Raw genomic sequence first — 25,021 nt, 5'->3', positions numbered from 1 at the left:
TGTTATTGCTTACTCACTTACAGTTTTTGGCTCATTTTTAATGAGCTGAGAACTTTTGATGTGATCTTGATCATCAAAAACAACCTCATAAGAAAGTTGTTCTCCATTAAAGTAAACCTCAGTCGGCGAACCAATGATTTCCCACAGACCAATCGTGGCAATATCTGCAGTCGTATGCCATAACGTACGGCTGACTCTAGCTGCTTTTGAGTAGCCTTGTTGGAAAGTATAAATCTCTTTACGTTCTCCATTTACGGTTTCTGATGTGACTGGTGCTCCCAATTCGGAAATCACATAATTACGATGTTTTCCAATCTCTAAAACCGTCAAATTCTTTTTACTTGGTTGCTTACTTGCCATGACCGCAGCACAACCTTGCAGTGAAAGTAAAATCACAAAGCCAAAAACAACAGCTATTTTCTTCACGCGTTATTACCTACCCCGAAAGCTAAAAAATAATATGTTTATCGAGATTCTCTTTAAAAGTTTCGATTAAACAAAAAACCTGCCTTAATTAGCATATAAAGGATAGGATGACAAATAGATAATTATTCTTATTGATATATTCTCAATAGATTGCTGATTCCTGAGTTAAGTATTACATCAAAAAAACTTATAAAATGATATTCCGCATCGTTTGTGTCTTGACGGAAATATTGCTGTTTTATATGCTGATCAAAATATAATTATATTGGATAAGCGTAGAATTAGTTATATGGCATTTTAATTTTGATTATAAGGCAAATTTGCCGTGTAACTATAATTATATTTATAGGGAGATCAGGCTTTGTCGCTAGATATAGCTTACAGTATAGAAGTTGATGATTATGTTGATCCAGATAGAGCATATGACTTTTATTGGTCAGGATTAATTAAAGATAAGAAGAAATTTCTGTGTCCAGGTACTTATTGCTCAGCTCAGGTAACTTGCGCTAACTTGGATGAAGACGTTCAAGATATGAAAATGGTGCCTCACTTTAGGATTTACGGTTCCCATAGTGAGTCCTGTGAAATATTTAATGGTGTCCCTCTTAATTTATGTTATGAAGATGGCGTTCCTATTAAAGAAGAGCGACTCTCTGTTGATAAATCGGTTGTTGATGTATTTCTGTTAGAAAGACCTAGCTCCTACTATGACGAACCGAAAGTAAATAGGTTTTCGAATCAAAAGCCAATCAAAAAGTCACAATTTATCAAGCGTCCTACAGATACTATTCTCAGAGAGAATGGCAGTGTAGGAAATATATATTCGATAAGATCAGTTGTGAGCCGTTATATACGTTATAAAAAGGATGACTCATTAGATTATAGACGAGTAAATATAGAGGGGCGAGATGTCCATTATAAAAGCATTTTTAAATGTATCTGGGAGCAGGACTTAGAAACTCTTCCTGATTATCCTGTTATCTATTATGGCTGGGCCTTTATTAATAGGCTACCTTCAAATTATGGCTACCAAATTAAATTCAAAAAGCATTTCACAAAAGCTGAAGAAGACTACATCACTACAGTCATGATTGGTGATCGTTTGATTGATAGCTATAAGGTTAAAAAACTCATCACCACACGCCTAGAAAAAATTATACAAAAAGAGAAGCCAACTGCCTTTGTTTTCATCTACGGTAAACCTGAAGAAAATGTGTCTCAAAAAGGCGTAAAGTACGCCAACTTTTCCATCACGAACCTTGATATGATTGATATTAACTATGATTGTCCATTGCCAAAAGAATATAACAAATAACTACAGCAAATACCTGCGGCGCTCTTTCAGTTAGGCGTTATAATTTTTTGAGTTGCCATATCCCCCAAAAAATAAAGCCGCTATCAAAGCGGCTTTATTAAATAATTTAGATTAATCTAATTATTCATCATCCATCATGCTTTGGCTCATACCAACCGTATTGAAACCACCATCAACATACATGATTTCACCTGTAATGCCCGAAGCCCATGGTGAGCAAAGGAATAATGCAGCATTGCCCACTTCTTCAATCGTTACATTACGTTTTAGTGGCGCAATCTTTTCATTGGCATCTAACATTTTACGGAATGATTTGATACCAGATGCCGCCAATGTACGGATTGGGCCAGCAGAAATTGCATTTACGCGAATACCATCTGCACCCAAGCTAGAAGCTAAATAACGAACACCCGCTTCTAAAGATGCTTTTGCCATGCCCATCACGTTGTAGTTTGGCATCACACGCTCAGAACCTTGATACGTCAATGTCAACAAACAACCCTGACGTGCTTGCAATAAAGGTTTTGCAGCACGCGCCATTGCAACAAAGCTATATGCGCTAATGTCATGTGCGATTTTAAAACCGTCACGATCTGTCACGTCGGTGAAGTCGCCATCTAATGTATGTGCTGGTGCGAAACCAATTGAATGCACAACACCATCTAAACCATCCCAATGTTTCGACAATTCAGCAAATGCACCATCAATTTCTGCATCAACAGCAACATCACAAGGGAAAACCAAAGTTGAACCAAACTGTGCTGCAAAATCATCAACACGTTTTTTCAACTTTTCATTTGGATAAGTAAACGCAAGCTCCGCACCTTCGCGGTGTAATGCAGCAGCAATACCGTAAGCAATTGATAATTTACTTGCAATGCCAGCAATTAAAAAACGTTTACCAGCTAAAAGTCCTTGTGACATCTTATTCTCACTCGAAAAATTTTCACCACATCATGCCAATATTCCAGCAATTTCGGAATTGCATAATCCATCTTTTTTACAATCTTGCATAAAAAAATCGCCTTCAGATGAAGACGATTTTATTTTTAAGCAAAAGCTTAGTCATCACCTTGGATCAGACTCAACAAGCGCATGAATGAGTAATACATCCAAACTAAAGTTGCGAGTAATGCGATACCACATAACCATTCAAATGATTTTGGTGCACGTTGCGCAGCAGCACTTTCAATCAAATCAAAGTCTAAGATCAAGTTTAATGAAGCGATCACCGCAACAAAAGCAGCAAAGCCGATACCCAACCAGTTACTTTCAAAAATGTAAGGAATAGTTGAGCCAAAAGCTAAACGTAAAATAATTTGCACCACAAACACCAAAGCAATCGCCAATGTCGCAGAGATCACAATCGATTTAAATTTCTCTGTCGCACGAATCACTTGGAATTTATATAAACCAAATAACACCAATGTCGTAATAAAAGTTGCCAGTAATGCTTGTAATGGCACACCAGGAAACTTCAATTGGAAAATAAAGGAAATGCCACCTAAAAATGCGCCTTCAAATAAAGCATAAGGAATCGCTAAAGCAGGTGCAGTATTTGATTTAAATGTGGTAATTAAAGCAAGAACAAAACTACCAATTGCGCCAACGATTGCAGCGGCATATGCAATAGAAAGATTTGCTGTCATCGCACAATAGAAAAATAATGCGATGCCTAGACCCGCAGCAATTACGGTTAAAAGGACGGATTTTTGAATCGCCCCTTGGATCGTCATTGGTTCAGCTAAATCACTATAGGTTTCTACCCGAGTTAAAATTGGATTATTACTTTGCATGTATGCTCTCTTTTTATATTTCGCAATAAAACGCTGAGTTTAAGCGATTTTTTAACCAAGCCCAATATTTTTTTACATTCAATAAAAAAGGAGCATCCGCTCCTTTAATTATCAAACAATTAACTTGCTCGATTAGTTTTTGTCGTGATTCATAATAAAGAAATATTCACGATAATATTTTAACTCTGCAATCGAATCACGAATATCATCCATCGCCAAATGCGAGGCATTTTTCTTCAGACCACTCATAATTTCTGGTCTCCAGCGTTTTGCTAACTCTTTTACAGAAGACACATCTAAATTACGGTAATGGAAAAATTGTTCCAACTCAGGCATTAAACGATGCAAGAAACGGCGATCTTGGCAAATTGAGTTACCACACATTGGTGATGATTTTGGGTTGACCCATTTTTTTAAGAACTCAAGCGTTTGCTGCTCTGCATCTGGTGCAGATAACTTACTACGACGTACACGTTCAATCAGACCAGATTGACCATGTTGCTTGGTATTCCACTCATCCATTGCGTTTAGAATCAAATCTGATTGATGAACAGCAAGAACAGGACCTTCAGCTATAATATTAAGATTGTCATCTGTAATAATTGTTGCAATTTCAATAATCTTGTCATTATCGGTATCAAGACCTGTCATTTCTAGGTCGATCCAAATTAATCGTGTATCTGGGGTGCTGCTCATAAATAGCGATTCTAAAGTGCTTAAAAACATCAATAGTAGCAAATTAATTACATCTTGGCTGTAATTCTATAGCGGCTTCGTGCTATTTTTGCGGTCTTCAAAGTGTGGATTTTTTGGGATATGAATGGCTTTAATTCGTAAGCGTCGTTTAACCGAACAGCAGCAACGTCGTATTGAAAAACAGCATAAATCGCGTCAAGACGACATTGATACATCGCAGGATTTGGATGGACTGGTTGTTCAACATTATGGTCGTCAACTCGAAGTACAAGCTTTATCTGTGCCTGAGCAGCACCCCGAAAAACCACAAGTCGCTGATGGTGAACCAGAACCGTTCTGGAAACCGATTGAATTAGACAGTGTTTGGCGCTGTCACACCCGTACTAACTTAGAATTATTGGTCACAGGTGATCGAGTAAAATGGCAAGCTGATCCGAATACAGGTCTGGGTATCATTACCGCGATCTATCCACGAAAGTCATTGCTGACTCGTCCAGACCGTTATCATAAAGTTAAACCAGTTGCCGCAAACATCAGTCTGATCGTGATTGTATTTGCACCCTTACCAGAACCTGCACCGACATTGATTGATCGCTATCTCGTTGCATGTGCTGACGCAAATATTCCAGCCCTACTGGTGTTGAATAAATCAGACTTGCTCACTGAAAATGATCCGATTCTGACCCTACTCAGTGAATATGAAGCATTGGGTTATGAAACTTTGGTTTGTCATTCACGCGGTGATTTGTCTGCGCTTGCAGCACGCTTGGATAATGAAACTGTTGCTTTCGTTGGGCAGTCAGGCGTAGGCAAAAGCTCGCTGATCAATACCATCGTTCCTGATGCAGCACAGAAAACCAATGTCATTTCAGAGAACTCTGCACTTGGGCAACATACCACGACTTCAACACGTTTGATTAAATTTGGAACAAACGGTGCATTGATCGATTCACCTGGAATCCGTGAATTTGGACTCTGGCATCTTAGTTTAGAAAAGGTACGTACAGGTTTTCCTGAGATTGAAGTACATCTTGGACTATGTCAGTACCGTAACTGCACCCATACACATGAAAAAAATTGTGCGTTGAAACAAGCGGTTGATGCTGGTGAAATTTTACCGCGTCGTTTAGACAGTTATTTACGTCTTATTGATGAAATTCAAGAAGCTCAACAAAAAAGTTAACTTTCTTGATGCTTCACCCTTGAACTAACATTTTTGATCACCATTGAGATAAGTTATACTCAGGATCAATTTTGATTTTAACTTTAGGTGACTTGTGGAACGCTGGTTAGAGTTTATGGGGAATCACCCCTTCTTATTTGGTACGCTTGCCGTATTAATCGTGTTGTTCTTTATTTTAGAAGGGCAACGCAATGGTCGTAAAATCTCGCCGCAATCTCTAGGTATTTTGGTCAAAGCAAAAAATGCAATGTTGATCGATCTACGTGATGGAAAAGATTTCCGCGATGGTCACATTAGTGGCAGCCGCAACATTCCATACAGCCAAATCACAAGTCATATTGATGAATTAAAAGCAAGTGATCGTCCATTGGTCTTTATTTGTAACTTAGGGCAAGTTGCTGGTTCAGCATTGCAGAAAGTCGGTCATAGCGATAGTTATCGTTTAGACGGCGGTATCAGCAACTGGAAAGCACAAGGCTTACCCCTCGTTAAAAGCAAAGCAAAAGCTTAAGGAGCAATAAGATGACAACTCCAAACGTCACAATTTATTCAACACTGTCTTGCCCATACTGTGTACGTGCAAAACAATTACTTGAGCGTAAAGGCGTTGCTTTTAAAGAAATCAATCTTTCAAATGAAGCGCCAGAAGTTCGTATTGAGTTAATGCAACGTACCAATCACCGTACAGTGCCTCAAATTTTTATTAAAGATCAATTTATCGGTGGTTTCGATCAACTTTATGCTTTAGAGCGTGAAGGTAAACTCGACCAATTATTAGCTTAACAACACTCCAAGATTTAAGGAAAAACAATGAGCGAAGAACAAGTTCAACCACAACTCGCGTTAGAACGTATTTATACTAAAGACATTTCTTTTGAAGTTCCGGGTGCACAAGTATTTACTAAACAATGGCAACCAGAACTCAATATCAATTTATCTTCTGCGGCGGAAAAAATTGATCCAACACACTATGAAGTGTCTTTAAAAGTTGTGGTTCAAGCAAATAACGAAAATGAAACTGCGTTCATCGTTGATGTAACTCAATCAGGTATCTTCTTGGTTGATGGCGTTGAAGAAGACCGTCTTCCGTACATCTTAGGTGCTTACTGCCCAAATATCTTGTTCCCATTCTTACGTGAAGCGGTGAACGATTTAGTGACTAAGGGTAGCTTCCCTCAATTATTGCTTACACCAATTAACTTTGATGCTGAATTTGAAGCAAATATGCAACGCTTACAAGCGGATGCTGATGCGCAAGGTCAAGCATAATCGTTATTGCGATAGCAACAAAAAAGGACTGAATATCAGTCCTTTTTTTTATGTCATTCAACAATGGTTCTAAACGTTAAGTTAATGCGTGCAGTGCTGACTTTCTTGGTAGGCGGCAAGCGATGTAACCAATAACTTTGGGTTGTGTCTTTCATCACTAGTAAGCTGCCGTGTTCCAAATACAGTTCAACTTTTTCTTTGGTTTGCTTATGTTTAAATGCAAATTTTCGTTCTGCCCCAAAGCTTAGCGAAGCGATTGCGCCATTTTTCTTAAGATCAATTTCCCCGTCACTATGCCAAGCCATCCCCTCCTCACCTGTATGGTAGAGATTGAGAAGACATGAATTAAATGTTTCACCTGACAATTGTTCAACTAAAGCTTTAAGTTCTATTAATTCGTCCGTCCAAGCTAAAGCATATTTATTTACATTCGAATAGGTATATTCATAGCCACGATCACCGTACCATGCGACCTTTCTTTTCGTGATGATTTGACGACCAAAAATGACTGCTTGATCATTTTCCCATTCAATACTGCGTAACAACACATCAAAGTAATGATCAGCTTGCTGGGATGAGACGACTTTACCGTAGTAATTTACTGTACCGTCATAAGGTAAATGGTTTTGCTTTGAGTCTGCTTCAATATCAAATAATTGCATTTTTCCATTTCTTATATGCTGTTTTCATACAATGTCCACAAGGTCGATAACCTTGCATTAAAGCTTCACTTTCATCTGTAAAAAAGACACGGTTCGTTTTCATCATGCGCTTACCCGAATGACAAGTCAAAGTGCCATAGATTTTCAACTGACGATTTCCAGCAAAACGAATTTCACCGCGTTTTAGTTTCTGTCGTAAATCGCTCTGCTCTATATCAATATGCTGCCACATCACACTAACTCACAGCATCATGAAAAATAATCCCCAAACTATAACGCTCGCCTTGCAAAACAGTGCTGACACCATGCTTCATATTCACACGATGATAGCCTCGAACTCCTTGTTCAGGTTTAAACTGGGTGGTGAAAATCAAAATATCACCTTGATTGGGTTGTAATACCATTGCTTTAGACTGAGCACGAGGATTTTGCTGCGTTATAACAAACTCACCACCAATGAAATCCTCATTTTGCTGATTTAAAACAATCACCAATTGCAGTGGGAAATACACATCACCATAAATATCTTGATGTAAGGTATTAAAACCCTCTTGCTGATATTTCAATATCAGTGCAGTTGCTTTGCTTTGTTGATGTTGCTGACATTGTTTCAACAATTCTTCATGTGCTTTTGGAAATGGATCACCTAAATCGAGGACATCAAACCACGCATTTGCGACAGGAACTAAGAAAGAATAAATTTCACGTCGGATCTGCTGGATTAAATCTGGCAAAGGATAATTAAAATATTTGTATTCACCTAAGCCAAATCGATAACGCTGCATATTGACAGTTTTACGATATAACGATTCATCTGAATATGAATTTCGAAGTGTTTGGCATTGCTGTGCTGAAAGTACATTTTGAATCGTTGCAAAACCGTGCTGATGTAGTTGATCACTGATCTGATTCCAATCAGTAGTCCTAATTTTTTCAATCACACTTGCGATCTGAGCAGATTCAAATTGTGGCATGTGCCTGAACCCCTTCCCAACCGATTAATGCGGTCTTACGTGTTGTTCCCCATTCATATCCTCCAAATACACCCGTAGACTGAATCACACGATGACAGGGAATCAAAAATGCCACAGGATTACGTCCAATTGCCGTGCCTACTGCACGCGCTGCTTTTGGATGATCAATTGCATGTGCTAACTCACCATAGGTCGAAAGTTGCCCCATCGGAATTTTGAGTAAGCTCTGCCAGACCTTGAGCTGAAATGGCGTACCTTTTAAATGCAGTTTAATTTCAGCAAATTGATCTTGATCTTTTTGAAACAGCGCAAGCGCATTTTGCTGAAAAGAATCTGTTTGCTCATTAAAAGCCGCTTGAGGAAATTGAGCTTTTAACTGTGCCAATGCTTCACTTGCTCGATCTACAAATGTCAGTGCACAAATCCCTTTATCCGTAGAGGCAATCAGAACTTGCCCAAACAAGGTTTCTGCAAAATGATAATGAATAGTTAAGTTTTGCCCGCCATTTTTATATTCAGCAGGCGTCATGCCTTCAATTTGAATAAATAAATCATGTAATCGACTGGTGCTTGAAAGCCCTGTCTCAAATGTTGCATCCAAGATACTAGTTGTATCCTGTTTTAGAATCTTCTTGGCATATTCAATACTGATATATTGCAAAAACTTTTTCGGACTCGTGCCGACCCATTCAGTAAATAGCCTTTGAAAATGTGCTGGACTCAGATGCACATAGGCTGCCACATCGTCTAACTGCGGTTGCTGTTGAAAATTCTGTTGAATATAGTCAATTGCTTGAGCAATACGCTCGTAGTGTTGTTGCGAGGACATTTCACCACCTCTCATTATTTCTTATTTTACTGTATCAACTTTAGAATTCAGTGAAAATCCGAATCATGCTGAGTCTACATTTTGATTTTCGCGGTATTAAACCAATAAAAAAAAGCTGCACTCCTTTGAGTACAGCTTCATGATTGAGAGCATCGACTCTCCATCAATTAATGCATGTAATGTTTATGTCCTTGATCACGCAGTTCAGCAATTTTTTTGGCTTGTTTTTTCGCTTCATCTAACTTGCCAGCTTGAACAAGTACTTTCGCTTTATCAATCTCAACAATAATTTGTTCAAATAAAGCAGGTGAGCTAGTGACTTTATCTGTGGTATTTGGAGCCAACTTATATTGTTTTGAATGAGCCGCTGCGCTACGCATATTATTTAATGCAGCTGTCGCAGCTTGTGGACTCGTCGCTTGGTTAAACGCCTTATAATTTTTACCTAAAGTTTTCATATCATCTTCTAAACCAGCAGCCATAACAGTGCTACTAAATGCAAAACATGACAACATAACGGCGGTGGCTAAAGTTTTTTTCATCATTAGGATATCCCTATCAAAACTGTGGCTATGATTGATTGAACATCATGATTTGAACTCAAATGGACGTTCAAATTTTAAATGCTCTATGCGTTGAGCATACATAAAAAATGCAACGATTTCGTTGCATTTTGATAAAAGAACGATTTAATTATTTTTGCAGCAAAGCATCATGAATTGCTTCAACCAGTTGCTGTGAAATCTCTTGTTTCGATGCTTTTTCTAACTCACGCTTTTCCAAATGGTAAGACTGCGCAAAAAATACAGTCATCGCATTTTCATCAGATGCAAAACCGATATCTGGGCGAGAAACATCATTACACGCGATCATGTCTAATTTTTTGGCAACCAGTTTTCCAGCAGCATATTGCTCAACATTTTGTGTTTCAGCAGCAAAACCCACCATGAATGGACGTTCTTGCTGTTGCGCAATCGTTGCGACAATATCTGGATTCTTCACCAATGAAACTGCAAGCTCATCACCTGCTTTTTTGATTTTATGCTCAGCCACTTCGGCAACACGATAATCTGCTACCGCAGCCGTCGCAATGAAGATGTCACAACCTTGTTTGAGTTGATCCATACTCACATCAAGCATTTGCATTGCAGACTTCACATTGATTCGATCTACACCATTTGGCGTATCCAAACTCACAGGCCCAGCAACTAAAGTGACTTTTGCACCCGCGGCATAACATGCTGCTGCCAAAGAAAAACCCATTTTCCCTGTACTGTGATTAGAAATATATCGAACAGGGTCAATTGCTTCACGCGTTGGACCAGCCGTAATCGTCACACGCTTACCTGCCAGCAAACCAAATTTCTCTGCTATCGCACGTTGTGCTTTGTGGAAATAAGCAGCGACTTGACGCGCAATATCTTCAGGTTCAGGCATACGACCTAAACCCACATCACCACATGCTTGCTCACCTGCATCAGGCATGATGACATGCACACCATCCTCAACAAGTGTTTGTAAATTACGTTGTGTTGCTTTAGCTGCCCACATTTGCTGATTCATGGCAGGTGCAACCCACACAGGCGCTTTGGTCGCAAGATATAAGGTGCTTAATAAATCATCCGCCAAACCATTGGCAAATTTTGCAATCGTGTCACAGCTTGCAGGTGCAACTAAAATCAAATCAGCCCAACGCGCCAATTCAATATGTCCCATTCCCGCTTCAGCCTCAGGATCTAGCAACTCTGTATGTACAGGATTTCCAGAAAGTGCTTGGAAAGTTAAAGGCGTAATAAAAGCTTGTGCGCCATGTGTCATGACCACGCGGACATCAAAACCATAATCTTTTAAACGACGAACTAAAATGGCACTTTTATAGGCAGCAATACCACCTGTAACCGCTAATATAATGTTTTTATGGGGAATAATACTTAGATCAAAGCTCACAAACAGTTTACCTTTCTGTTGCAGTGGCGCTCACAATATCATTAAATACCCGCATACCCAAGTAGGGGCTGTTGACATTTCACCTTGCGAGCTTTCAGCTCTCATTGCGACAGAAGACGTTTTTTAGACGATACAAGGCATGTTTTGCGAAATTTAGTCATTCTAAATGAGCAGAACATAACGCAGTAGCGGCAAAAAATGTCCCTGTCCTCGAGCTTCGCCTTGCGCTGCGATCAAAGCAGTGCTTTGCTCTTGCTCAGGGTTATGGCTAAAGCTTCCCTAAACTTCGTTATGAAACTTGACAAGGGGGTCGCCATTGCCTGCGTTTCATGCCTTGTTTATATCGTTTTAGTCTATAACGCAATGCATGGATGAAATATCAACAGCCCCTTTATGCTTGGAAAAATCATCACCATAAAAAAATTATGTGAATAAAAATGAATCAACAGATAAAACAATCCATCAAAGCATGGCCAGAACAAGAACGACCAAGAGAACGTTTGATACTCCAAGGAGCACAAAGTTTGTCGGATGCAGAATTACTTGCGATCTTTCTTCGCTCAGGCTCCAAGCAACACTCTGCTGTCGAACTAGCGCGAATCCTTATTCAACATTTTGGGGGTCTCAATCCTATCTTTGACGCATCACTTGAAGAGTTATCACAATTTAATGGTATTGCTTCAACCAAGTATTCTCAACTCATGGCCGTCAAAGAACTTGGACGGCGATATCTCAACAATTATTTTCATCAACAGCGGTTATGCCTGAATACATCAACTTTGGTGCTGGATTATTTACGTTATGAGCTGCAAGGTGAAAAGCAAGAGGTCTTCGCAGTGTTGTGTCTCGATGCAGAACTCCGAAAACTACATTTTAAAAAACTATTTTTTGGATCACAGCACAGTTGTAGTGTTTCAATTAATCAAACCCTCCGTTATGTATTGCAACAACAAGCAAGTCAAATTGTGATTGCCCACAATCACCCCTATGGAATTGCACAACCATCACCTGAAGATATTTATCTGACCCAACAGCTTAAACAAGCCTGCAAGTTGCTCGAAATACACCTGATTGATCACTTTATTATTTCACCCGATTCGCATTTTTCTTTTTCTGAACAACAACTGCTCACACCTATGAAAATCAAGCAATCTGGTCTTGACAAAGCTCAAATCTGACCTGAACATCAACACATAAAATTAATGATTCAAAAAACATGATTGTCCGCGACCAGCCAAGTATTTTTAAAGTTCTATTTTCATGGCGCGGGACGATTTTACCCAAAATTTTGCCGTCTTTAGGCTTTGTCATGTTGATCTCTGCCATCATTGGTGGCGTTGAATATATCAATCTATTTCGCTTTCCAGAAATACCATTGGTTGGATTTACTTTAATTGGTGTCGTTCTTTCAATTTTTCTCGGCTTTAAAAATACAGCATGCTATGAACGCTGGTGGGAAGCACGAAAATTGTGGGGGATTTTGATCGCGACAGCACGTCATTTTGACCGAGACTGCCGTATTCTCTCGCAAGGTCGACGTGAGCGTATTATTCAACATGTCATTGTTTTTGCAAATGTGTTACGAGATCGTTTACGCCATCAAACTGTGAACCCAACCGAACTCACTGAAACAAGTGGCTTAAGTCAACAAGCACTGACTCAGCTTTATCAGCAACATAATGCGCCTCAATATACGTTGAGCTTGATTCAATGGGAGTTGTTACAAGCACTTAAAGAAGGTGAAATCACAGACATCATTTATACGCAAATGAACCAGCACGTTGCGGCATTAAGTGAGATGCAAACAGGCTGTGATCGTATCGCCAATACACCTATTCCTTTTGCATATTCGGTTTTACTGAATCGCACCGTTTACTTCTTTTGTGTGATGTTACCGTTCAGTCTGGGTTCTCTGCTCGGTTTAGTGACACCTCTCTTAGTTGGTATTTTAGCTTATACATTCTTAGGCTTAGATGCACTCAGCACTGAAATTGAAGAACCTTTCGGCACACAGAGTAATGACTTACCTTTAGACGCAATGGTTCGTTCAATTGAAATTGAATTATTGGGTACATTAGGTCGCCCGACACCACCACCAATTCAAGCACAAGATCATAATTTGCTTTAGTGGAACTGTAAAATCTCAGAATATATTAATCTGTATATATTCTAAAAAATCGTCTTCGACAATACTAAACTCCGAAACTATTGCTATATTTGTATTCGTAATAGGGTGATCAACAATCAATCTACTCAAAGAATGAGATTGTCTTAATTTATTAATCACGTGTATCTCTAAAGGAATTAAATCGCAAGGTGGAAACATAAATCTTGGTAAAGCTGATTTTTTTTGATTATCTACCATTTCCTCGCAATGAAAATCACAAATAGATATAACTATTTCCTGTAATTTTTCAGCATCCGCATACCAGTGGTCTATTAGTTGCTTAAAATCACCTGAAATATGTTGAATGATATCGGATTTCTCTTCGACCCAAGATTCATAAAGCCATAGGCAGAAAAGCTCATAATCTAAATGCAAGTTTCTAGTTACATTTTTTAAACTTAAATAAAATAAAAACTGATTTTTTATTTTTTTAGCCAAGCTTTTATTTCCAATTAAAATTGACCAAAGTAATAAGGGTGCAATCTTAAATAAGTATTGTCGAACATGCTCCAATTGAATGCAAACAGAGTTTTTATGTTCATTAAATGCAATTTCTTGTGCAACCTCTTGGTACATAAATGATAAATTTAAAAACCTTAGTGCTTCAGGCTTAATCCCCCCTGTTTCAATTAAACAGAAACCTTTCATCGCATACTGACAACTAATAGACTCCAAACACCAATAAGGGGGTCTTCGATTTTCTATAATTTCTTTACAAATACTATTTTGATTATCAATAATCATCCCATCTCGATCTTGGTGATTAATTTTTTTATAAGAAGAAACCTTTCTATTTATTAATCTTTTAATATCAGTCACTTTACACCTCACCTAAAACGATCCCAAATCCCCTTCTGCCCTTCTTTCACTCTTGGCGTTTGACCCAATTTAATCCAAGGCATATTGTCACCATGGAAATCACTACCAATCGACACAGCGAGATCAAATTGCTCAATCATACGATCGACCATTTGCCGTGTCGAAGCAGGTTCTATGCCTGGAGGCAACTCCACGGCATCCCCACCTAATGATGCAAATAACTCAATCAAATAACGAATATTGGTCGCAGATAAATCATAACGTGTTGGATGCGCTAACACCGCAAGCCCTTGACTTGCATGGATCACTTCAATGGTTTCTTTAAGCCCAATACCTTCAAACTTTACAAACGCCTTTTTGCCTTCTTTCAAGAAACGATCAAATGCCTGTTGAGGACGACTGACAATATTTTTTTCGACCAGTGTTTTTGCAATGTGAGTACGCGTTACTCGATCAGCATGTCCATCTACTTTAGCCACCACATCTGGATAAATATCAAAACCTATACATTTTTCTAATAGTCCACAAATCACTTTTGCACGGTCTGCACGAATCATTTTTTGATTTTCTAACATCGCTTTGATTGGTGTTTCATCTTGCATATTGAGTGCAACAATATGCACACCATAACTTTTTTTGATATTTGGGCGTGACCACTGACTTGATATTTCTACACCCGAAACGATTTTAATATCAGGTGTTTGAACCTGTTCAAGCACATAACGCTGAGCGCGTTCTAAGCCATCCATAGTATCGTGATCAGTGATCGCCAAAAGATCAATTTTTAGATCAACAGCTGCCTGCACCAATTGTTCTGGTGAAAACGTCCCATCAGAAATGAGGGTATGTGTATGTAAATCGACACCGAACATGGTTTGTATTATGCTATCTGACCTATTTCATCTCCGTACTGTAACATGAAAGCGTTGCTCGACTACCTTCCGCTGATTATCTTCTTTTATTTTTATAAAACCACTGACCCTAAAGATAGTCATCATCCACTATTAGAACTTGTCGGTAGTGCGGGAAATACGGATCAAAACCACATTCTAGTTGCAACCTGTGCATTGTTGATCTCAACTTTGGTGGTTTATGGCTGCCTATTCTTTTTCCAAAAGTTTAAATTGGAAAAAATGCAGTGGTTTATTGTCGTAATGTCGGTCGTTTTTGGTGGAATTACCTTAGTTTTCAGTGATGTTACCTATATCAAAATGAAAGCGGTCATTATCAATGTGGGTATCGGAATAGGTTTCTTAGTTACTCCTTTATTTAATAAAGAGCGAATGCCAATCATCCAAAAGTTATTAGGTTCATTACTTGAACTCAGTCCACAGGGTTGGATGCGTTTAAACTGGGCATGGTGTGGACAGTTCTTTTTGTTAGCTGCTTTACACTTCTTCTTTGGTTTCGTATTTATGCAGGGTAAATATTGGGGTGAATTCACAGCTTTCGGCGATATTATCGTTTCTATCAGTTACCTAGCTGTTATACTATTTTGCTTAAGAAAGCATTTTAAAACCACTGACTAGATCTTGAATCATTGAGCTACTGCTATGCCATATTTTGTGCTGACCTGTACTGATCATGAAGGTACTTTAGAGAAACGTTTAGCGACCCGTCCTCAACATGTAGAACGTTTGCAAAAGCTAGATGATGAAGGACGTTTAATTACTGCTGGTGCACATCCTAAAGACCCAAATGACCCTCAGGCTGGCTTTCTCGGTAGTACAATTATTGTCGAATTCGATGATCGTGCAGCTCTCGATGCATGGATTGAGGAAGAGCCATTTTTAAAAGAAGGAATTTACTCTCATATTGATGTAAAACCTTTTAACAAAGCTTTTCCAAAAGGTTGATCTATGCAAATCGCAGTTAAAAGCTTGTTTGCTTTATGTTTACTTAGTTCTGCAACATGGGCTGTCGAACCAACAGTACCTACTACTACACCCGTTGCATCAGTTAATACAACGCAACCGAAACCGAGTTCGACGGCAGCTCCGATCATAAGCAACACCGTTGCTAAACCGTTAACAGCAGAGCAAATTGCTAAAGCGAAACAACAGCAAGAAACCAAAGTTAAAGCATTGATTCAAGACCAAAATAACCGTTTAAAGCAACTTGAACATGCCAATCTTGAAGCCCTCGCACAGAATCAAGAATTACAGTTAAAAAATGATAATTTAACGGTTCAAGTTCAAGTTCTACAAAGTGAACGCAGTGCGCAAATGTTCTTATATGGTGCGATGACCATTGCGGTAGGTGTGATTCTTGGTTTCTTTATCGCGAGCTATGTTTATACCAAACGCCGTCGCCAGTGGTAAAACTCAATATTTTCATCTATGTCACATTCATCAAAACTACAAACAGCTGAACTCGATTGGGAACTCGTCGATGGTATTGAAGTTCCCATTTCAAAACAATTTGGCGATGTTTATTTTTCCAAAGATAACGGTTTACTTGAAACACGCCATGTCTTTCTAAATGGCAATGATCTCAGCGAACGTCTTTCCCAACTCAAAGATTTTGAATACTTCTGTGTAGGTGAAACAGGCTTTGGGACAGGCTTAAATATTCTGACCTTATGGCAGCTTTGGCAACAAATTCGCCCGAACAATCACAGCCATTTGCATGCGATCAGCGTTGAAAAGTTTCCGCTGAGTAAAGCAGACCTTATCCGAGCACTGAATGTTTGGCCAGAACTTAAACCTTTGGCTGACAAACTCATACAACAATATCCTTTGCCGATTGCGGGTTGTCATCGTCTGAGCTTTCCCGAAGAGCGGTTTAGCATTGATTTATGGCTTGGTGATGCACAAGATATTTTTCCGAGTATCCCGAAAACACAAGCTGTAAATGCTTGGTTTCTCGATGGCTTTGCTCCTTCTTGCAATCCAGATATGTGGCAAGAAAATGTACTCAATCATATTGTCCGTTTATCTGACTACGGCACTACTTTTGCCTCTTTTAGTGTTGCAGGTGTGCTCAAGCGTGGACTGAAACAACATGGGATTCAAATCAGTCGTCCGCGTGGTTTTGGGCATAAACGAGAAATGCTGAAAGCTATTTGGTTAGCTCCAACTAAAACTGAAAATACCGATTCAAATGCAATTGTTAGCGGTCAAATTTCCTTAGAGGAAATACCAAACAAAACCCAACGTAAAATCGCCATTATAGGCGCAGGAATCGCAGGTTTAACGACTGCATGGGCATTTGCTCAGCGTGGACATCAAGTGACTATCTACGAGCAAAATGAACCACTTTCAGGTGCATCAGGTAATCCGCTTGCGCTGCTCAATCCCAAACTATGTCCTATTGAACAAGCGCATGAACATCTTATGACGCTGAGTTGGCAACAAGCTTTGAAATTTTATTCAAGTTTTAAAGCGTTTCGCTCGATTCAAGTTCATCAACTCGCTTTAAAAAATGCTGATGAATTGCTTGGTTTAGCGGAGCAATATCCAGAAGATGTATTATCAATACATGCAACAGATGAAATCACGCTGCAATCTGAGTTTCCAAGTTTAAACTTACACCATGCGGGCGCTGTTTCTCCACACCAGCTCCGAGATGAAATTTTAAAACATCCGAATATTCAGTTGGTGATTGCTCAAATTTCTGCTGTGAAAGAAATGAATTCACACACTGAGCTTTGGCAAGATCATGTTCATCTTGCAACCACTGATCATACGATTGTCTGCTGCGCCAAAAAAAGTGCTGAGCTTTTCGAAGATTACCCTGTATTAAAACCTATTCGAGGACAAGTCAGTTGGGTTGAAAATGTGGAACAGCCTTTAGCGTTAGATGAAGCCTATAGTTATGGCGGTTACTGTATGCAGCTCAATGTGTCTCAATTAATTTTAGGCGCATCATTTTATCCCAATCGAGATGATGCTGAAGTACTCGCCGAAGATCATGTGCATAACTACGAACTTATCCACAGTGTCTTTCCTGATTATGCAGAAAAACTTCCATCCGTAGAAAAATGGCAAGGACGCGCTTCTGTTCGTGCGCAGAGTCTGGACTATTTTCCATTCGTAGGGAAAATGAAAAACCATGAACAGACTTATACTTTTGCAGGTTTAGGATCAAAGGGTTTTTTATTCGCACCATTATGCAGTGAAGTATTAGCAGCATTAGTGCTTGGTGAGCTTTGCCCAATACCACAAACATTGCTAAACAAGTTAAGTCCAGAGAGATTTCAAAAGAAAGTGAAAGCGAAGAAACCGTATTATTCAGGCTAAATTGTTATTTTCATTTTTTACTATTTTCATACTTCTTGATTTGCCAAAATACAGATGTATTTTGGCAAATTCTAATGCTTAAGCGCCTTGCTCTAATGGCAAGCCAGCATCACGCGCAGCGCGTGTGCCTCCCATCAATACAACGTATTCACGAGAAGCATCAAAACCATCTAACAATTCCGCAGCACGTGGTGCTTTACTACCACCGCCACACAGAATATAAATCGGCTGATCCGCTGCAACTTGAGTCAAACTATCCGACGTAATCTCGGCAATTGGGCGATTCACCGCCCCTTTGACATGAGCCTCAGTGTAGGCTTTAGTATCGCGGACATCCCAAATGACTGCGCCTTCTGGGAACTCAAATGTTGTAATTTCTTGTTTACGGATCATTGCGCACTCCTTTGATGTAAACAACACTTGGCAAATGAAGAAAACCCCCTTAGCATCTCAAATATTCTTTCCCTTTGTAAAGGTCTAACCATGCCTTCTTTTGATATTGTTTCTGAATTAGAGTTATTTGAAGTCAATCATGCGGTACAAAACACGCAAAAAGAGATTGGCACACGCTTTGACTTCCGTGGACAAGACGTTTCGATCGAGTTAAATGAAAAAAATAAAGAAATCAAAATCTCAACTGAAAGTGACTTCCAATGTGAACAAGTCTATACCATGCTCGAAAATCATTTTTATAAGCGTAAAATTGATGTGCAAGCACTTGATCCACAAAAAGCTTCAGCTTCAGGCAAAAATGTTGTTCAAGTAATCAAACTTAAAGATGGTCTTGACTCAGATACTGCAAAAAAAATTAATAAAGCCATTAAAGAAAGTGGCATCAAAGCGCAATCTTCTATTCAAGGAGACAAAATCCGTGTCACAGATAAAAAGCGCGATACTTTACAGCAAGTCATGAACTTTTTACGTGAACAACAATTTGGTCTACCACTCCAATTCAATAATTTCAAAGACTAAGATTTAGGTTCGCTATGGCAAAAGATAACCGTCTTTACACGTTGGTTAAAACCACTTCTAAATTTCCAAAAGGCATTCGTAGCACACTTTGGAGCAAAGCTTTTGGACGTGTTGTTCCAATGGTTGGCACTGCAAATATTCGCTACTTAGAAGTGGATAAAGATCATGTCACTGTTCGTATTGAAAACCAACGCAATATGCAAAACCATATTAAAGGTGTTCATGCAGCGGCAATGGCTTTATTAGCTGAGACAGCAACAGGTTTTTTAACAGGTCTACATATTCCTGATGATCGTATCTTATTGATTAAATCATTACATGTAGACTACTTAAAAGTTGCACAAGGCGGTTTGACGGCTACAGCAACATTATCAGCAGATCAACAAAAGTTTATTGCTGATAATGAAAAAGGCGAGTTATTGATCCCAGTCACTGTCATTGATGATTCAGCGAATGAACCAATTCACTGTCAAATACTTTGGGCTTGGTTACCTAAACGAAAAAAATCATAACTGATCTAAACTACAGTTAGGTCGTTATTATGCTCAAGATACAGAATCATTTTGTATCTTGAGTTGATACCATGAAAAAAATACTTGCTGTTCCAACAATTCTAAGCATTCTTACGCTAACGGCTTGTACTAACATGCCTTTATCACATAATTCAAATCAACAAAGCTCTTCCACGCGATCCAATAGCAATCTTGCAGAACAGAATAAAAAAATTGTGATTGATTTTTACGAAGGTGTTTTCTTAAAACATCAAGTTAAAACATATGCTGATCGATATATCGGCGATCAATATATTCAACACAATCCCAATGTCCCTGATGGTAAAGCGCCTTTTGTGAATTTCTTTACTCAAAAGTTTCAAAATAATCCTCAAGCAAAAAACACGATCAAACGAGCAATTGCGGAAGGAAATCTAGTCGCATTACATGTCCACTCAATAGAAAACGAGCAAGATCGCGGTAGAGCAATTATTGACATTTTCAGAGTAGAAAATGGGAAAATTGTGGAACATTGGGATGTTATCCAAACGATTCCAGAAAAGAGTCAAAACGCCAATACGATGTTCTAACCAGTAGAGTTAAGAAAGCCCAAACTGAATTGGGCTTTTATGAAAGTCTTATTTACATAAAGTTTTCAATCATAGCAATCAATTGTTTGAGGTATTTAGCATCCACTTCATCAAACTGATTTAATTCACTACTATCAATATCAAGTACACCCAAGCATTCACCATTTTTCATCATCGGCAACACAATCTCTGAACGTGATGCGGAACTACATGCGATATGCCCAGGAAACTTATCTACATCAGGCACAATAATCACTTGCTGTTGCTGCCATGCACTACCACAAACACCACGCCCGATTGCTATACGGGTACAAGCAATCGGCCCTTGAAATGGGCCTAAGACCAACTCATTGTCTTTAACAAGATAAAAACCGATCCAAAACCAATCAAACTGCTGTTTCAAAGCAGCACAAATATTGGCTAAATTTGCAATTATATCTGTTTCATCTTCAATAATTGCCTGAATCTGAGGAATGATACTTTGATATTGCTCAGCTTTTTGACCTTGTTGCAAAATCAATTCTTCAGCCATTGAACCGTCTTCCCTAAAATATGATGGAAATATCAATGTAAATTCAACTAAGAACTCACGTCTTGATTATGATCTAACTTCTTGATTGAGATGCTAAAAAGGCCTGCCTAATTTCTTCACTAATTACGCGTTTATTACCCTTTACATCAACAGCAACAAAAGTAAAAACACCCTCTGTGATACGAACTGGTTCTCGAGAGTCATCATGACTAATCCAGACCTCAATCTGAACCTGAACAGATGTGTTGCCTACCTTTAAAATTTTAGTATAGGAACTGATGACATTGCCCACTTTTACAGGAACCAAAAAACTCATCTGATTGATAGCAATCGTCGCACAACGGCCTTTCGTTAAACGCTCAACGTGAATCGCACCTGCCAAATCCATCTGCGATACAATCCAACCACCAAATACATCACCACTCCAATTCGTATCAGCTGGCATCGCAATATTTTGAAGAGATAACGTCCCTTCTGGATGGTTCACACGCTCCGTCATTTTAGTTTCCTTTGTGCTGTTGCAGCCGTTGATCTAACCATTGCTGTAATTCAGGTGCACGCAATGCACCACTTACTCGAGCTAATTCATTGGTTTTATTCATTAATACCAGAGTCGGAATACTGCGAACATTAAATGCAGCACTCAATCGAGGATTCGCCTCTGTATCAATTTTTGCAAAAATCACATATGGGTTTTGTTTTGCAACTTGATGGAAATGTGGAGCCATCATTTTACAAGGACCACACCATTCAGCCCATAAATCAATTAAAATAGGTAGATCAGTATTGGTAATAAAATGACTAAAATTTTGCTCGTTTAATTCAATAGGTTCATGTGGCAATAGCGGTTGATGACATTGCCCACAATTAGGATTTATGGCAAGTTTTTCTTCTGGCACACGATTTTTTGCACCACATGATGTACAGACAATAATCATTTACATCACTCCTATATGTTGATGTAAAAATTCTAATTGGGTTGTGACTGCTTTTTCAAACCAAGTCCCATGATAAATATCGAAATGCTTCATATCCCACTCATGATAGCTCACAAAAGGAGCAATATTTGTAGCAGCCTCTCGACTTGAAGCAATAGGAATCAAAGTGTCTTGTTTTGCAGCAATAAATAAGACAGGAATATTAATTTTTCTAACAAATTGAATCGGACGATAACGCATCAAATTAAAGAAAACACGTGCAGGGACTTCACCACTCCAATAATAATCAGGATTTACAATAGAATGATAACCATAATAGCTATCAGATGTAGGTAAGAAACAGAGTTTATACTGATCGACGACTGGGAGTGTTTTAGGCACTAAGCCCATTTTAGACCCCATATAATCCTGACTTGAACGTTTCAAAGCTTCAGGGTAGCGTTGCAAAGGGTATAACTTTGCAGTTTCAGCACCATCTACATATGGCACTTGAACCATGACCGCCTGAATATTCTTTAAGTCGGTAGCTAAGCTCAATGCATAGCCACCACTCAATGAGGTTCCCCAAAGAATAATACGTCGACTATCAATTAATTTACAATTTGATGCATATTGGACAATTGTTTTCCAGTCATCTAATTGAGAGCTTAAAGACACTAATTCGCGTGGTTTACCAGTGCTCCCCCCCCAATAACGATAATCGAATAAGATCACAGCATAACCTGCATGAGCAAACCTTTGTGCATATTGAATGAGCTTAAACTGACGTAATCCAGCAAATCCATGAGCCATAACTATTACAGCTGGCTTTATAGTCGTTTTCGGAAGGTAAAAGTCAGCAGCAATCGTTTCATCACCACTAGGAACATACAAAGGCTCGACTGTATAGGTTTGCATGCGCGCTCCGTTGCGTTATCTTTTTGCTTATCATCGTTTATTTACTATAGACATTTAAACTCAAGATTAAGCTTAATGCTATGATAGAGCATAAAATGTTTTGTTTATTTTTGGAGTGACAAGATGTCAGAGAATGTTGGTTTTGCAGGTCAAATTGGTCCAGAACATGTAGAACAAGTTGTAGAAAAAGGCTTTAAATCTATTATCAATAACCGTCCAGACATGGAAGGTGGTTCAGAACAACCAACGAGTGCTCAAATTGAAGAATCTGCTCGTAGCGCTGGATTGGATTATGTTTATCAGCCTGTTGTAGCTGGACAAATTACAGAACTCGATGTCCGTACATTTGCAAACCACTACAATGAATTGCCAAAACCAATCCTTATGTTCTGTCGTACAGGCAACCGTTCGAATAATTTATATCAGTTAGCGAAACAAATGGATTTGTTGGATGATTAACAATCATGATTCAAATAAAAAACGGCTCGAAAGCCGTTTTTTATCAATCAATTAAACTTTTTTATAAACCATCTAAACAATTAGTAGACAAACCATAAGGGCTTTCTATATTTGGTGCAATACCATTAGGCACGTCCACATCACTAATTAAATAGCTTAAACCAAAACTTGTTGATCCACTGATAGTTTTACCACTAACTATCGAATCTGCAATTAGCTGGATATTTAAATAACCAGCATATATTTTTGGATATTGAATTTTTAAATCAAATCTACCATTTGCATCTGTCGTATATTTATTATCAGTAGCAGGTGAACCTTCAGAATTAATAAAAGAAATAACTTGAACAGTTTGACCATCTTTAACAGGTTTTAACTGATCAATTTCTTTTCCATTACTATTAACTTTAATTACTGGAGTAACACATTGAGTAATAACAGCCGGTAAATACTTATCTGCTGTTCCATCAGGTGGGGTATTCGTATCAAAGAATCCGTAAAAACCTTTATTATAAGTTAAGGCATTTACTCCCATTATTACATCCTGATTTGGTATCGGCTTACCATCAACATCTGTAACTTGAACAGAAACATTTTGATAGTAGTATACTCCATTTGCAGAAGCCTCAATCTTAGTAGGATTATAAGCAACAGAAATAGCACCTACAGGTTGTGGAACTGTAGAATTAACGACATCTAACTTATAAGTATAGATTTTGGTTGACTGACCAAAATTTGCCTCTAAAACTAAATCATCGGTAATAAAGGAATCTGCGCTGTAAGAAGAAGATCTTTGCGCTTCACTGAAAGATAAAGTATATGTAATTCTACCATTCGTATCTGTTTGAGAAGCATTTGGAGTAAATTTAACTCCATTTAACGCAGAGTTTTTAACTTTTAAAGAAATGGCTTGGTTAGGTAGTGTTGCACCATTAGCATCTACAGCTGTCAGTGTAACAGTTGTTTGATCACCTCTAACATTTAATGAAGTTTTTGTTGCATCAAATAAAACTATACTAGTTGTGTCAGCACCGTTACTATTATCTGTACCAGTGACAGTTACTAACTGCTCTTGACTTAACTTTCCATTATTTGCAGTAACTACAACTTTAAAGCCATTTTTTATTAATTCAGCCAAAGTTGAAGACGTAGAAGGTGTTGTTAAAGAAAATACAGCATTACCAGAGTCATTCGTTACTTGATTAGATAATCCAGCATTAATTACATTATTTGTAGGATCAATAATAGATAAAGTTATTGGTATTGCAGCCACTCCACCTTTATTTACGTCCAAAGCACGAACAGTTACTGTAAGCTGTCCATTTGTAGCAGCCATAGATAACTTATCTAACTCAATTTTTAAGCTAGCCGCTGTTGAGGTTTCTTCACTCGGGGTCTCTCCACTAGAGTTACCATTGTCTGAACCACTACTAGAACTATCATTCGAACCATAATAACCACCACCTCCACCGCCACAACTAGCTAATAAAATTGATATAGCAATTACAGACAACTTCGATGTAAGCTGCTTTCTAATCTTCATCATTCGTTTTATCCCCTGCAAACTCTATAAATAGAATTTGTTTTGTCATTATAAAAAATATGTCTAATGTAATCACAATATAGATTTTATGTAAATATACTTTATTGAAAGGAAAAAAATATTAAGGTGATATAAATCAATATATCTAGAAAAAATGAGATTTATCTTTTTTAAATCTAGATAAACAATTAATTAATAACCTAAATTTTCTCATTATAAGATAGTTTAATCACATATATGTATATTGCCTTGAGTTTATTTATTTTCCATTATCC

General features: G+C 38.3%; 33 protein-coding genes. 15 read left to right on the top strand and 18 right to left on the bottom strand.

The window, feature by feature from the left end; all coding sequences use genetic code 11:
• Positions 1-9 precede the first annotated feature (9 nt).
• Complete coding sequence (locus tag ACF8D3_RS10390) at positions 10-426, bottom strand: hypothetical protein (protein WP_392471418.1); 417 nt, start codon at positions 424-426, stop codon at positions 10-12.
• A gap of 361 nt (positions 427-787) precedes the next feature.
• On the opposite strand from ACF8D3_RS10390, the gene ACF8D3_RS10385 reads away from it, so the two are divergent.
• Positions 788-1,741 carry a hypothetical protein gene (locus ACF8D3_RS10385; protein WP_392471416.1) on the top strand — a complete coding sequence of 318 codons (954 nt, stop codon included), beginning with the start codon at positions 788-790 and terminating at the stop codon, positions 1,739-1,741.
• 120 nt (positions 1,742-1,861) lie between these two features.
• Here the strand turns inward: ACF8D3_RS10385 and ACF8D3_RS10380 are convergent, their stop codons facing one another.
• The 3 genes from ACF8D3_RS10380 to orn form a co-directional block, all read right to left on the bottom strand.
• On the bottom strand, positions 1,862-2,665 hold the full coding sequence (locus ACF8D3_RS10380; RefSeq protein ID WP_023013543.1) for an enoyl-ACP reductase: 804 nt from the start codon (positions 2,663-2,665) through the stop codon (positions 1,862-1,864).
• A gap of 137 nt (positions 2,666-2,802) precedes the next feature.
• Complete coding sequence (locus ACF8D3_RS10375; RefSeq protein WP_004881641.1) at positions 2,803-3,537, bottom strand: Bax inhibitor-1/YccA family protein; 735 nt, start codon at positions 3,535-3,537, stop codon at positions 2,803-2,805.
• 132 nt (positions 3,538-3,669) lie between these two features.
• Positions 3,670-4,233 carry an oligoribonuclease gene (orn, locus tag ACF8D3_RS10370; RefSeq protein WP_392471413.1) on the bottom strand — a complete coding sequence of 188 codons (564 nt, stop codon included), beginning with the start codon at positions 4,231-4,233 and terminating at the stop codon, positions 3,670-3,672.
• A 124-nt stretch (positions 4,234-4,357) separates the two neighbouring features.
• Here orn and rsgA point away from each other — a divergent pair, with 124 nt between their 5' ends.
• The 4 genes from rsgA to secB all read left to right on the top strand — a co-directional run bounded on the left by rsgA (position 4,358) and on the right by secB (position 6,685).
• Entirely contained in the window at positions 4,358-5,416 is a 1,059-nt protein-coding gene (rsgA, locus tag ACF8D3_RS10365) for a ribosome small subunit-dependent GTPase A (RefSeq protein WP_392471411.1), read from the top strand.
• Positions 5,417-5,510: 94 nt separating this feature from the next.
• Complete coding sequence (locus ACF8D3_RS10360; protein WP_004881636.1) at positions 5,511-5,927, top strand: rhodanese-like domain-containing protein; 417 nt, start codon at positions 5,511-5,513, stop codon at positions 5,925-5,927.
• A gap of 11 nt (positions 5,928-5,938) precedes the next feature.
• On the top strand, positions 5,939-6,199 hold the full coding sequence (gene grxC / locus ACF8D3_RS10355) for a glutaredoxin 3 (RefSeq protein WP_004774456.1): 261 nt from the start codon (positions 5,939-5,941) through the stop codon (positions 6,197-6,199).
• A gap of 27 nt (positions 6,200-6,226) precedes the next feature.
• Positions 6,227-6,685 (top strand): protein-export chaperone SecB, encoded by a 459-nt coding sequence (gene secB / locus ACF8D3_RS10350; RefSeq protein WP_004655889.1) that lies wholly within the window; start codon positions 6,227-6,229, stop codon positions 6,683-6,685.
• Between the two features lie 53 nt (positions 6,686-6,738).
• Here secB and ACF8D3_RS10345 read toward each other — a convergent pair whose 3' ends face one another.
• The 6 genes from ACF8D3_RS10345 to coaBC all read right to left on the bottom strand — a co-directional run bounded on the left by ACF8D3_RS10345 (position 6,739) and on the right by coaBC (position 11,097).
• Positions 6,739-7,347 (bottom strand): alpha-ketoglutarate-dependent dioxygenase AlkB, encoded by a 609-nt coding sequence (locus ACF8D3_RS10345; protein WP_061515977.1) that lies wholly within the window; start codon positions 7,345-7,347, stop codon positions 6,739-6,741.
• A complete protein-coding gene (locus ACF8D3_RS10340) occupies positions 7,334-7,579 on the bottom strand; it encodes an Ada metal-binding domain-containing protein (protein ID WP_004881630.1) in 246 nt (81 codons plus the stop codon). Before ACF8D3_RS10340 ends, ACF8D3_RS10345 begins: the two co-directional genes overlap by 14 nt.
• 4 nt (positions 7,580-7,583) lie before the next feature.
• Positions 7,584-8,321, bottom strand: a complete 738-nt coding sequence (locus ACF8D3_RS10335) for a 2OG-Fe(II) oxygenase (RefSeq protein WP_392471407.1) — start codon at positions 8,319-8,321, stop codon at positions 7,584-7,586.
• Positions 8,308-9,150: a methylated-DNA--[protein]-cysteine S-methyltransferase gene (locus ACF8D3_RS10330; protein WP_392471405.1), complete on the bottom strand. Its 843-nt coding sequence runs from the start codon at positions 9,148-9,150 to the stop codon at positions 8,308-8,310. The genes ACF8D3_RS10335 and ACF8D3_RS10330 overlap by 14 nt, the downstream gene beginning before the upstream one ends.
• A 167-nt stretch (positions 9,151-9,317) precedes the next feature.
• Positions 9,318-9,695 (bottom strand): cytochrome b562, encoded by a 378-nt coding sequence (locus tag ACF8D3_RS10325; protein WP_019385241.1) that lies wholly within the window; start codon positions 9,693-9,695, stop codon positions 9,318-9,320.
• A gap of 148 nt (positions 9,696-9,843) precedes the next feature.
• The gene (coaBC, locus tag ACF8D3_RS10320) at positions 9,844-11,097 is read right to left on the bottom strand and encodes a bifunctional phosphopantothenoylcysteine decarboxylase/phosphopantothenate--cysteine ligase CoaBC (RefSeq protein WP_392471403.1); all 1,254 of its coding nucleotides are present in this window, start codon (positions 11,095-11,097) and stop codon (positions 9,844-9,846) included.
• Positions 11,098-11,534: 437 nt separating this feature from the next.
• Here coaBC and radC point away from each other — a divergent pair, with 437 nt between their 5' ends.
• Together radC and ACF8D3_RS10310 are read left to right on the top strand one after the other, a co-directional pair.
• Positions 11,535-12,275, top strand: coding sequence for a DNA repair protein RadC (gene radC / locus ACF8D3_RS10315; protein WP_023013551.1), 741 nt, complete (start codon positions 11,535-11,537; stop codon positions 12,273-12,275).
• A 38-nt stretch (positions 12,276-12,313) separates the two neighbouring features.
• A complete protein-coding gene (locus ACF8D3_RS10310; protein ID WP_004881618.1) occupies positions 12,314-13,225 on the top strand; it encodes a bestrophin family protein in 912 nt (303 codons plus the stop codon).
• Positions 13,226-13,240: 15 nt separating this feature from the next.
• On the opposite strand, the gene ACF8D3_RS10305 is transcribed toward ACF8D3_RS10310, so the two are convergent.
• Positions 13,241-14,083 (bottom strand): hypothetical protein, encoded by an 843-nt coding sequence (locus ACF8D3_RS10305; RefSeq protein WP_392471400.1) that lies wholly within the window; start codon positions 14,081-14,083, stop codon positions 13,241-13,243.
• 8 nt (positions 14,084-14,091) lie between these two features.
• Positions 14,092-14,955: a PHP domain-containing protein gene (locus tag ACF8D3_RS10300; RefSeq protein WP_392471398.1), complete on the bottom strand. Its 864-nt coding sequence runs from the start codon at positions 14,953-14,955 to the stop codon at positions 14,092-14,094.
• Between the two features lie 45 nt (positions 14,956-15,000).
• Between ACF8D3_RS10300 and ACF8D3_RS10295 the strand changes: the two genes are divergently transcribed.
• Genes ACF8D3_RS10295 through mnmC form a run of 4 tightly spaced genes read left to right on the top strand, consistent with a single transcriptional unit; the run spans position 15,001 to position 18,324 of the window.
• The gene (locus ACF8D3_RS10295; RefSeq protein ID WP_019385246.1) at positions 15,001-15,612 is read left to right on the top strand and encodes a septation protein IspZ; all 612 of its coding nucleotides are present in this window, start codon (positions 15,001-15,003) and stop codon (positions 15,610-15,612) included.
• A gap of 24 nt (positions 15,613-15,636) precedes the next feature.
• Positions 15,637-15,939 (top strand): YciI family protein, encoded by a 303-nt coding sequence (locus ACF8D3_RS10290; protein WP_392471395.1) that lies wholly within the window; start codon positions 15,637-15,639, stop codon positions 15,937-15,939.
• A 3-nt stretch (positions 15,940-15,942) separates the two neighbouring features.
• Positions 15,943-16,404: a hypothetical protein gene (locus ACF8D3_RS10285; RefSeq protein ID WP_392471392.1), complete on the top strand. Its 462-nt coding sequence runs from the start codon at positions 15,943-15,945 to the stop codon at positions 16,402-16,404.
• An 18-nt stretch (positions 16,405-16,422) separates the two neighbouring features.
• On the top strand, positions 16,423-18,324 hold the full coding sequence (gene mnmC / locus ACF8D3_RS10280) for an FAD-dependent 5-carboxymethylaminomethyl-2-thiouridine(34) oxidoreductase MnmC (protein ID WP_392471390.1): 1,902 nt from the start codon (positions 16,423-16,425) through the stop codon (positions 18,322-18,324).
• Between the two features lie 78 nt (positions 18,325-18,402).
• On the opposite strand, the gene ACF8D3_RS10275 is transcribed toward mnmC, so the two are convergent.
• Entirely contained in the window at positions 18,403-18,717 is a 315-nt protein-coding gene (locus ACF8D3_RS10275; protein ID WP_007479352.1) for a rhodanese-like domain-containing protein, read from the bottom strand.
• A gap of 90 nt (positions 18,718-18,807) precedes the next feature.
• Here ACF8D3_RS10275 and ACF8D3_RS10270 point away from each other — a divergent pair, with 90 nt between their 5' ends.
• The 3 genes from ACF8D3_RS10270 (at position 18,808) to ACF8D3_RS10260 (ending at position 20,377) form a co-directional block, all read left to right on the top strand.
• Positions 18,808-19,296 (top strand): YajQ family cyclic di-GMP-binding protein, encoded by a 489-nt coding sequence (locus ACF8D3_RS10270; protein WP_004881601.1) that lies wholly within the window; start codon positions 18,808-18,810, stop codon positions 19,294-19,296.
• Between the two features lie 14 nt (positions 19,297-19,310).
• On the top strand, positions 19,311-19,808 hold the full coding sequence (locus ACF8D3_RS10265; protein WP_392471387.1) for a DUF4442 domain-containing protein: 498 nt from the start codon (positions 19,311-19,313) through the stop codon (positions 19,806-19,808).
• 71 nt (positions 19,809-19,879) lie between these two features.
• On the top strand, positions 19,880-20,377 hold the full coding sequence (locus ACF8D3_RS10260; RefSeq protein WP_192413288.1) for an ester cyclase: 498 nt from the start codon (positions 19,880-19,882) through the stop codon (positions 20,375-20,377).
• Positions 20,378-20,429: 52 nt separating this feature from the next.
• Here ACF8D3_RS10260 and ACF8D3_RS10255 read toward each other — a convergent pair whose 3' ends face one another.
• The 4 genes from ACF8D3_RS10255 to ACF8D3_RS10240 form a co-directional block, all read right to left on the bottom strand.
• Positions 20,430-20,909 carry a GAF domain-containing protein gene (locus ACF8D3_RS10255; protein WP_392471384.1) on the bottom strand — a complete coding sequence of 160 codons (480 nt, stop codon included), beginning with the start codon at positions 20,907-20,909 and terminating at the stop codon, positions 20,430-20,432.
• A 73-nt stretch (positions 20,910-20,982) separates the two neighbouring features.
• A complete protein-coding gene (locus ACF8D3_RS10250) occupies positions 20,983-21,408 on the bottom strand; it encodes an acyl-CoA thioesterase (RefSeq protein WP_392471382.1) in 426 nt (141 codons plus the stop codon).
• A gap of 1 nt (position 21,409) precedes the next feature.
• On the bottom strand, positions 21,410-21,847 hold the full coding sequence (trxC, locus tag ACF8D3_RS10245; RefSeq protein WP_392471380.1) for a thioredoxin TrxC: 438 nt from the start codon (positions 21,845-21,847) through the stop codon (positions 21,410-21,412).
• Positions 21,848-22,744 (bottom strand): alpha/beta hydrolase, encoded by an 897-nt coding sequence (locus ACF8D3_RS10240; protein WP_392471377.1) that lies wholly within the window; start codon positions 22,742-22,744, stop codon positions 21,848-21,850. It lies immediately after the preceding gene.
• A gap of 123 nt (positions 22,745-22,867) precedes the next feature.
• Between ACF8D3_RS10240 and ACF8D3_RS10235 the strand changes: the two genes are divergently transcribed.
• On the top strand, positions 22,868-23,203 hold the full coding sequence (locus ACF8D3_RS10235; RefSeq protein WP_019385255.1) for a TIGR01244 family sulfur transferase: 336 nt from the start codon (positions 22,868-22,870) through the stop codon (positions 23,201-23,203).
• A 61-nt stretch (positions 23,204-23,264) separates the two neighbouring features.
• Here the strand turns inward: ACF8D3_RS10235 and ACF8D3_RS10230 are convergent, their stop codons facing one another.
• Complete coding sequence (locus ACF8D3_RS10230) at positions 23,265-24,749, bottom strand: Ig-like domain-containing protein (RefSeq protein WP_392471374.1); 1,485 nt, start codon at positions 24,747-24,749, stop codon at positions 23,265-23,267.
• Positions 24,750-25,021: the final 272 nt, after the last annotated feature.

Source organism: Acinetobacter sp. YQ_14 (genome assembly GCF_043102985.1).
Taxonomy (GTDB): Bacteria; Pseudomonadota; Gammaproteobacteria; order Pseudomonadales; family Moraxellaceae; genus Acinetobacter; species Acinetobacter venetianus.
Note: the sequence above shows the minus strand (reverse complement) of the source record. Positions and strands in the feature narration are given on the sequence as shown.

Bases quoted from the DNA above. Each gene is read 5' to 3' on its own strand.
- ACF8D3_RS10380 (WP_023013543.1), bottom strand. From the start codon at position 2,665: ATGTCACAAGGACTTTTAGCTGGTAAACGTTTTTTAATTGCTGGCATT.
- ACF8D3_RS10375 (WP_004881641.1), bottom strand. From the start codon at position 3,537: ATGCAAAGTAATAATCCAATTTTAACTCGGGTAGAAACCTATAGTGAT.
- orn (WP_392471413.1), bottom strand. From the start codon at position 4,233: ATGAGCAGCACCCCAGATACACGATTAATTTGGATCGACCTAGAAATG.
- rsgA (WP_392471411.1), top strand. From the start codon at position 4,358: ATGGCTTTAATTCGTAAGCGTCGTTTAACCGAACAGCAGCAACGTCGT.
- grxC (WP_004774456.1), top strand. From the start codon at position 5,939: ATGACAACTCCAAACGTCACAATTTATTCAACACTGTCTTGCCCATAC.
- secB (WP_004655889.1), top strand. From the start codon at position 6,227: ATGAGCGAAGAACAAGTTCAACCACAACTCGCGTTAGAACGTATTTAT.
- ACF8D3_RS10345 (WP_061515977.1), bottom strand. From the start codon at position 7,347: ATGCAATTATTTGATATTGAAGCAGACTCAAAGCAAAACCATTTACCT.
- ACF8D3_RS10340 (WP_004881630.1), bottom strand. From the start codon at position 7,579: ATGTGGCAGCATATTGATATAGAGCAGAGCGATTTACGACAGAAACTA.
- ACF8D3_RS10335 (WP_392471407.1), bottom strand. From the start codon at position 8,321: ATGCCACAATTTGAATCTGCTCAGATCGCAAGTGTGATTGAAAAAATT.
- ACF8D3_RS10330 (WP_392471405.1), bottom strand. From the start codon at position 9,150: ATGTCCTCGCAACAACACTACGAGCGTATTGCTCAAGCAATTGACTAT.
- ACF8D3_RS10325 (WP_019385241.1), bottom strand. From the start codon at position 9,695: ATGATGAAAAAAACTTTAGCCACCGCCGTTATGTTGTCATGTTTTGCA.
- radC (WP_023013551.1), top strand. From the start codon at position 11,535: ATGAATCAACAGATAAAACAATCCATCAAAGCATGGCCAGAACAAGAA.
- ACF8D3_RS10310 (WP_004881618.1), top strand. From the start codon at position 12,314: ATGATTGTCCGCGACCAGCCAAGTATTTTTAAAGTTCTATTTTCATGG.
- ACF8D3_RS10300 (WP_392471398.1), bottom strand. From the start codon at position 14,955: ATGTTCGGTGTCGATTTACATACACATACCCTCATTTCTGATGGGACG.
- ACF8D3_RS10295 (WP_019385246.1), top strand. From the start codon at position 15,001: ATGAAAGCGTTGCTCGACTACCTTCCGCTGATTATCTTCTTTTATTTT.
- ACF8D3_RS10290 (WP_392471395.1), top strand. From the start codon at position 15,637: ATGCCATATTTTGTGCTGACCTGTACTGATCATGAAGGTACTTTAGAG.
- ACF8D3_RS10285 (WP_392471392.1), top strand. From the start codon at position 15,943: ATGCAAATCGCAGTTAAAAGCTTGTTTGCTTTATGTTTACTTAGTTCT.
- mnmC (WP_392471390.1), top strand. From the start codon at position 16,423: ATGTCACATTCATCAAAACTACAAACAGCTGAACTCGATTGGGAACTC.
- ACF8D3_RS10275 (WP_007479352.1), bottom strand. From the start codon at position 18,717: ATGATCCGTAAACAAGAAATTACAACATTTGAGTTCCCAGAAGGCGCA.
- ACF8D3_RS10270 (WP_004881601.1), top strand. From the start codon at position 18,808: ATGCCTTCTTTTGATATTGTTTCTGAATTAGAGTTATTTGAAGTCAAT.
- ACF8D3_RS10265 (WP_392471387.1), top strand. From the start codon at position 19,311: ATGGCAAAAGATAACCGTCTTTACACGTTGGTTAAAACCACTTCTAAA.
- ACF8D3_RS10260 (WP_192413288.1), top strand. From the start codon at position 19,880: ATGAAAAAAATACTTGCTGTTCCAACAATTCTAAGCATTCTTACGCTA.
- ACF8D3_RS10255 (WP_392471384.1), bottom strand. From the start codon at position 20,909: ATGGCTGAAGAATTGATTTTGCAACAAGGTCAAAAAGCTGAGCAATAT.
- ACF8D3_RS10250 (WP_392471382.1), bottom strand. From the start codon at position 21,408: ATGACGGAGCGTGTGAACCATCCAGAAGGGACGTTATCTCTTCAAAAT.
- trxC (WP_392471380.1), bottom strand. From the start codon at position 21,847: ATGATTATTGTCTGTACATCATGTGGTGCAAAAAATCGTGTGCCAGAA.
- ACF8D3_RS10240 (WP_392471377.1), bottom strand. From the start codon at position 22,744: ATGCAAACCTATACAGTCGAGCCTTTGTATGTTCCTAGTGGTGATGAA.
- ACF8D3_RS10235 (WP_019385255.1), top strand. From the start codon at position 22,868: ATGTCAGAGAATGTTGGTTTTGCAGGTCAAATTGGTCCAGAACATGTA.
- ACF8D3_RS10230 (WP_392471374.1), bottom strand. From the start codon at position 24,749: ATGATGAAGATTAGAAAGCAGCTTACATCGAAGTTGTCTGTAATTGCT.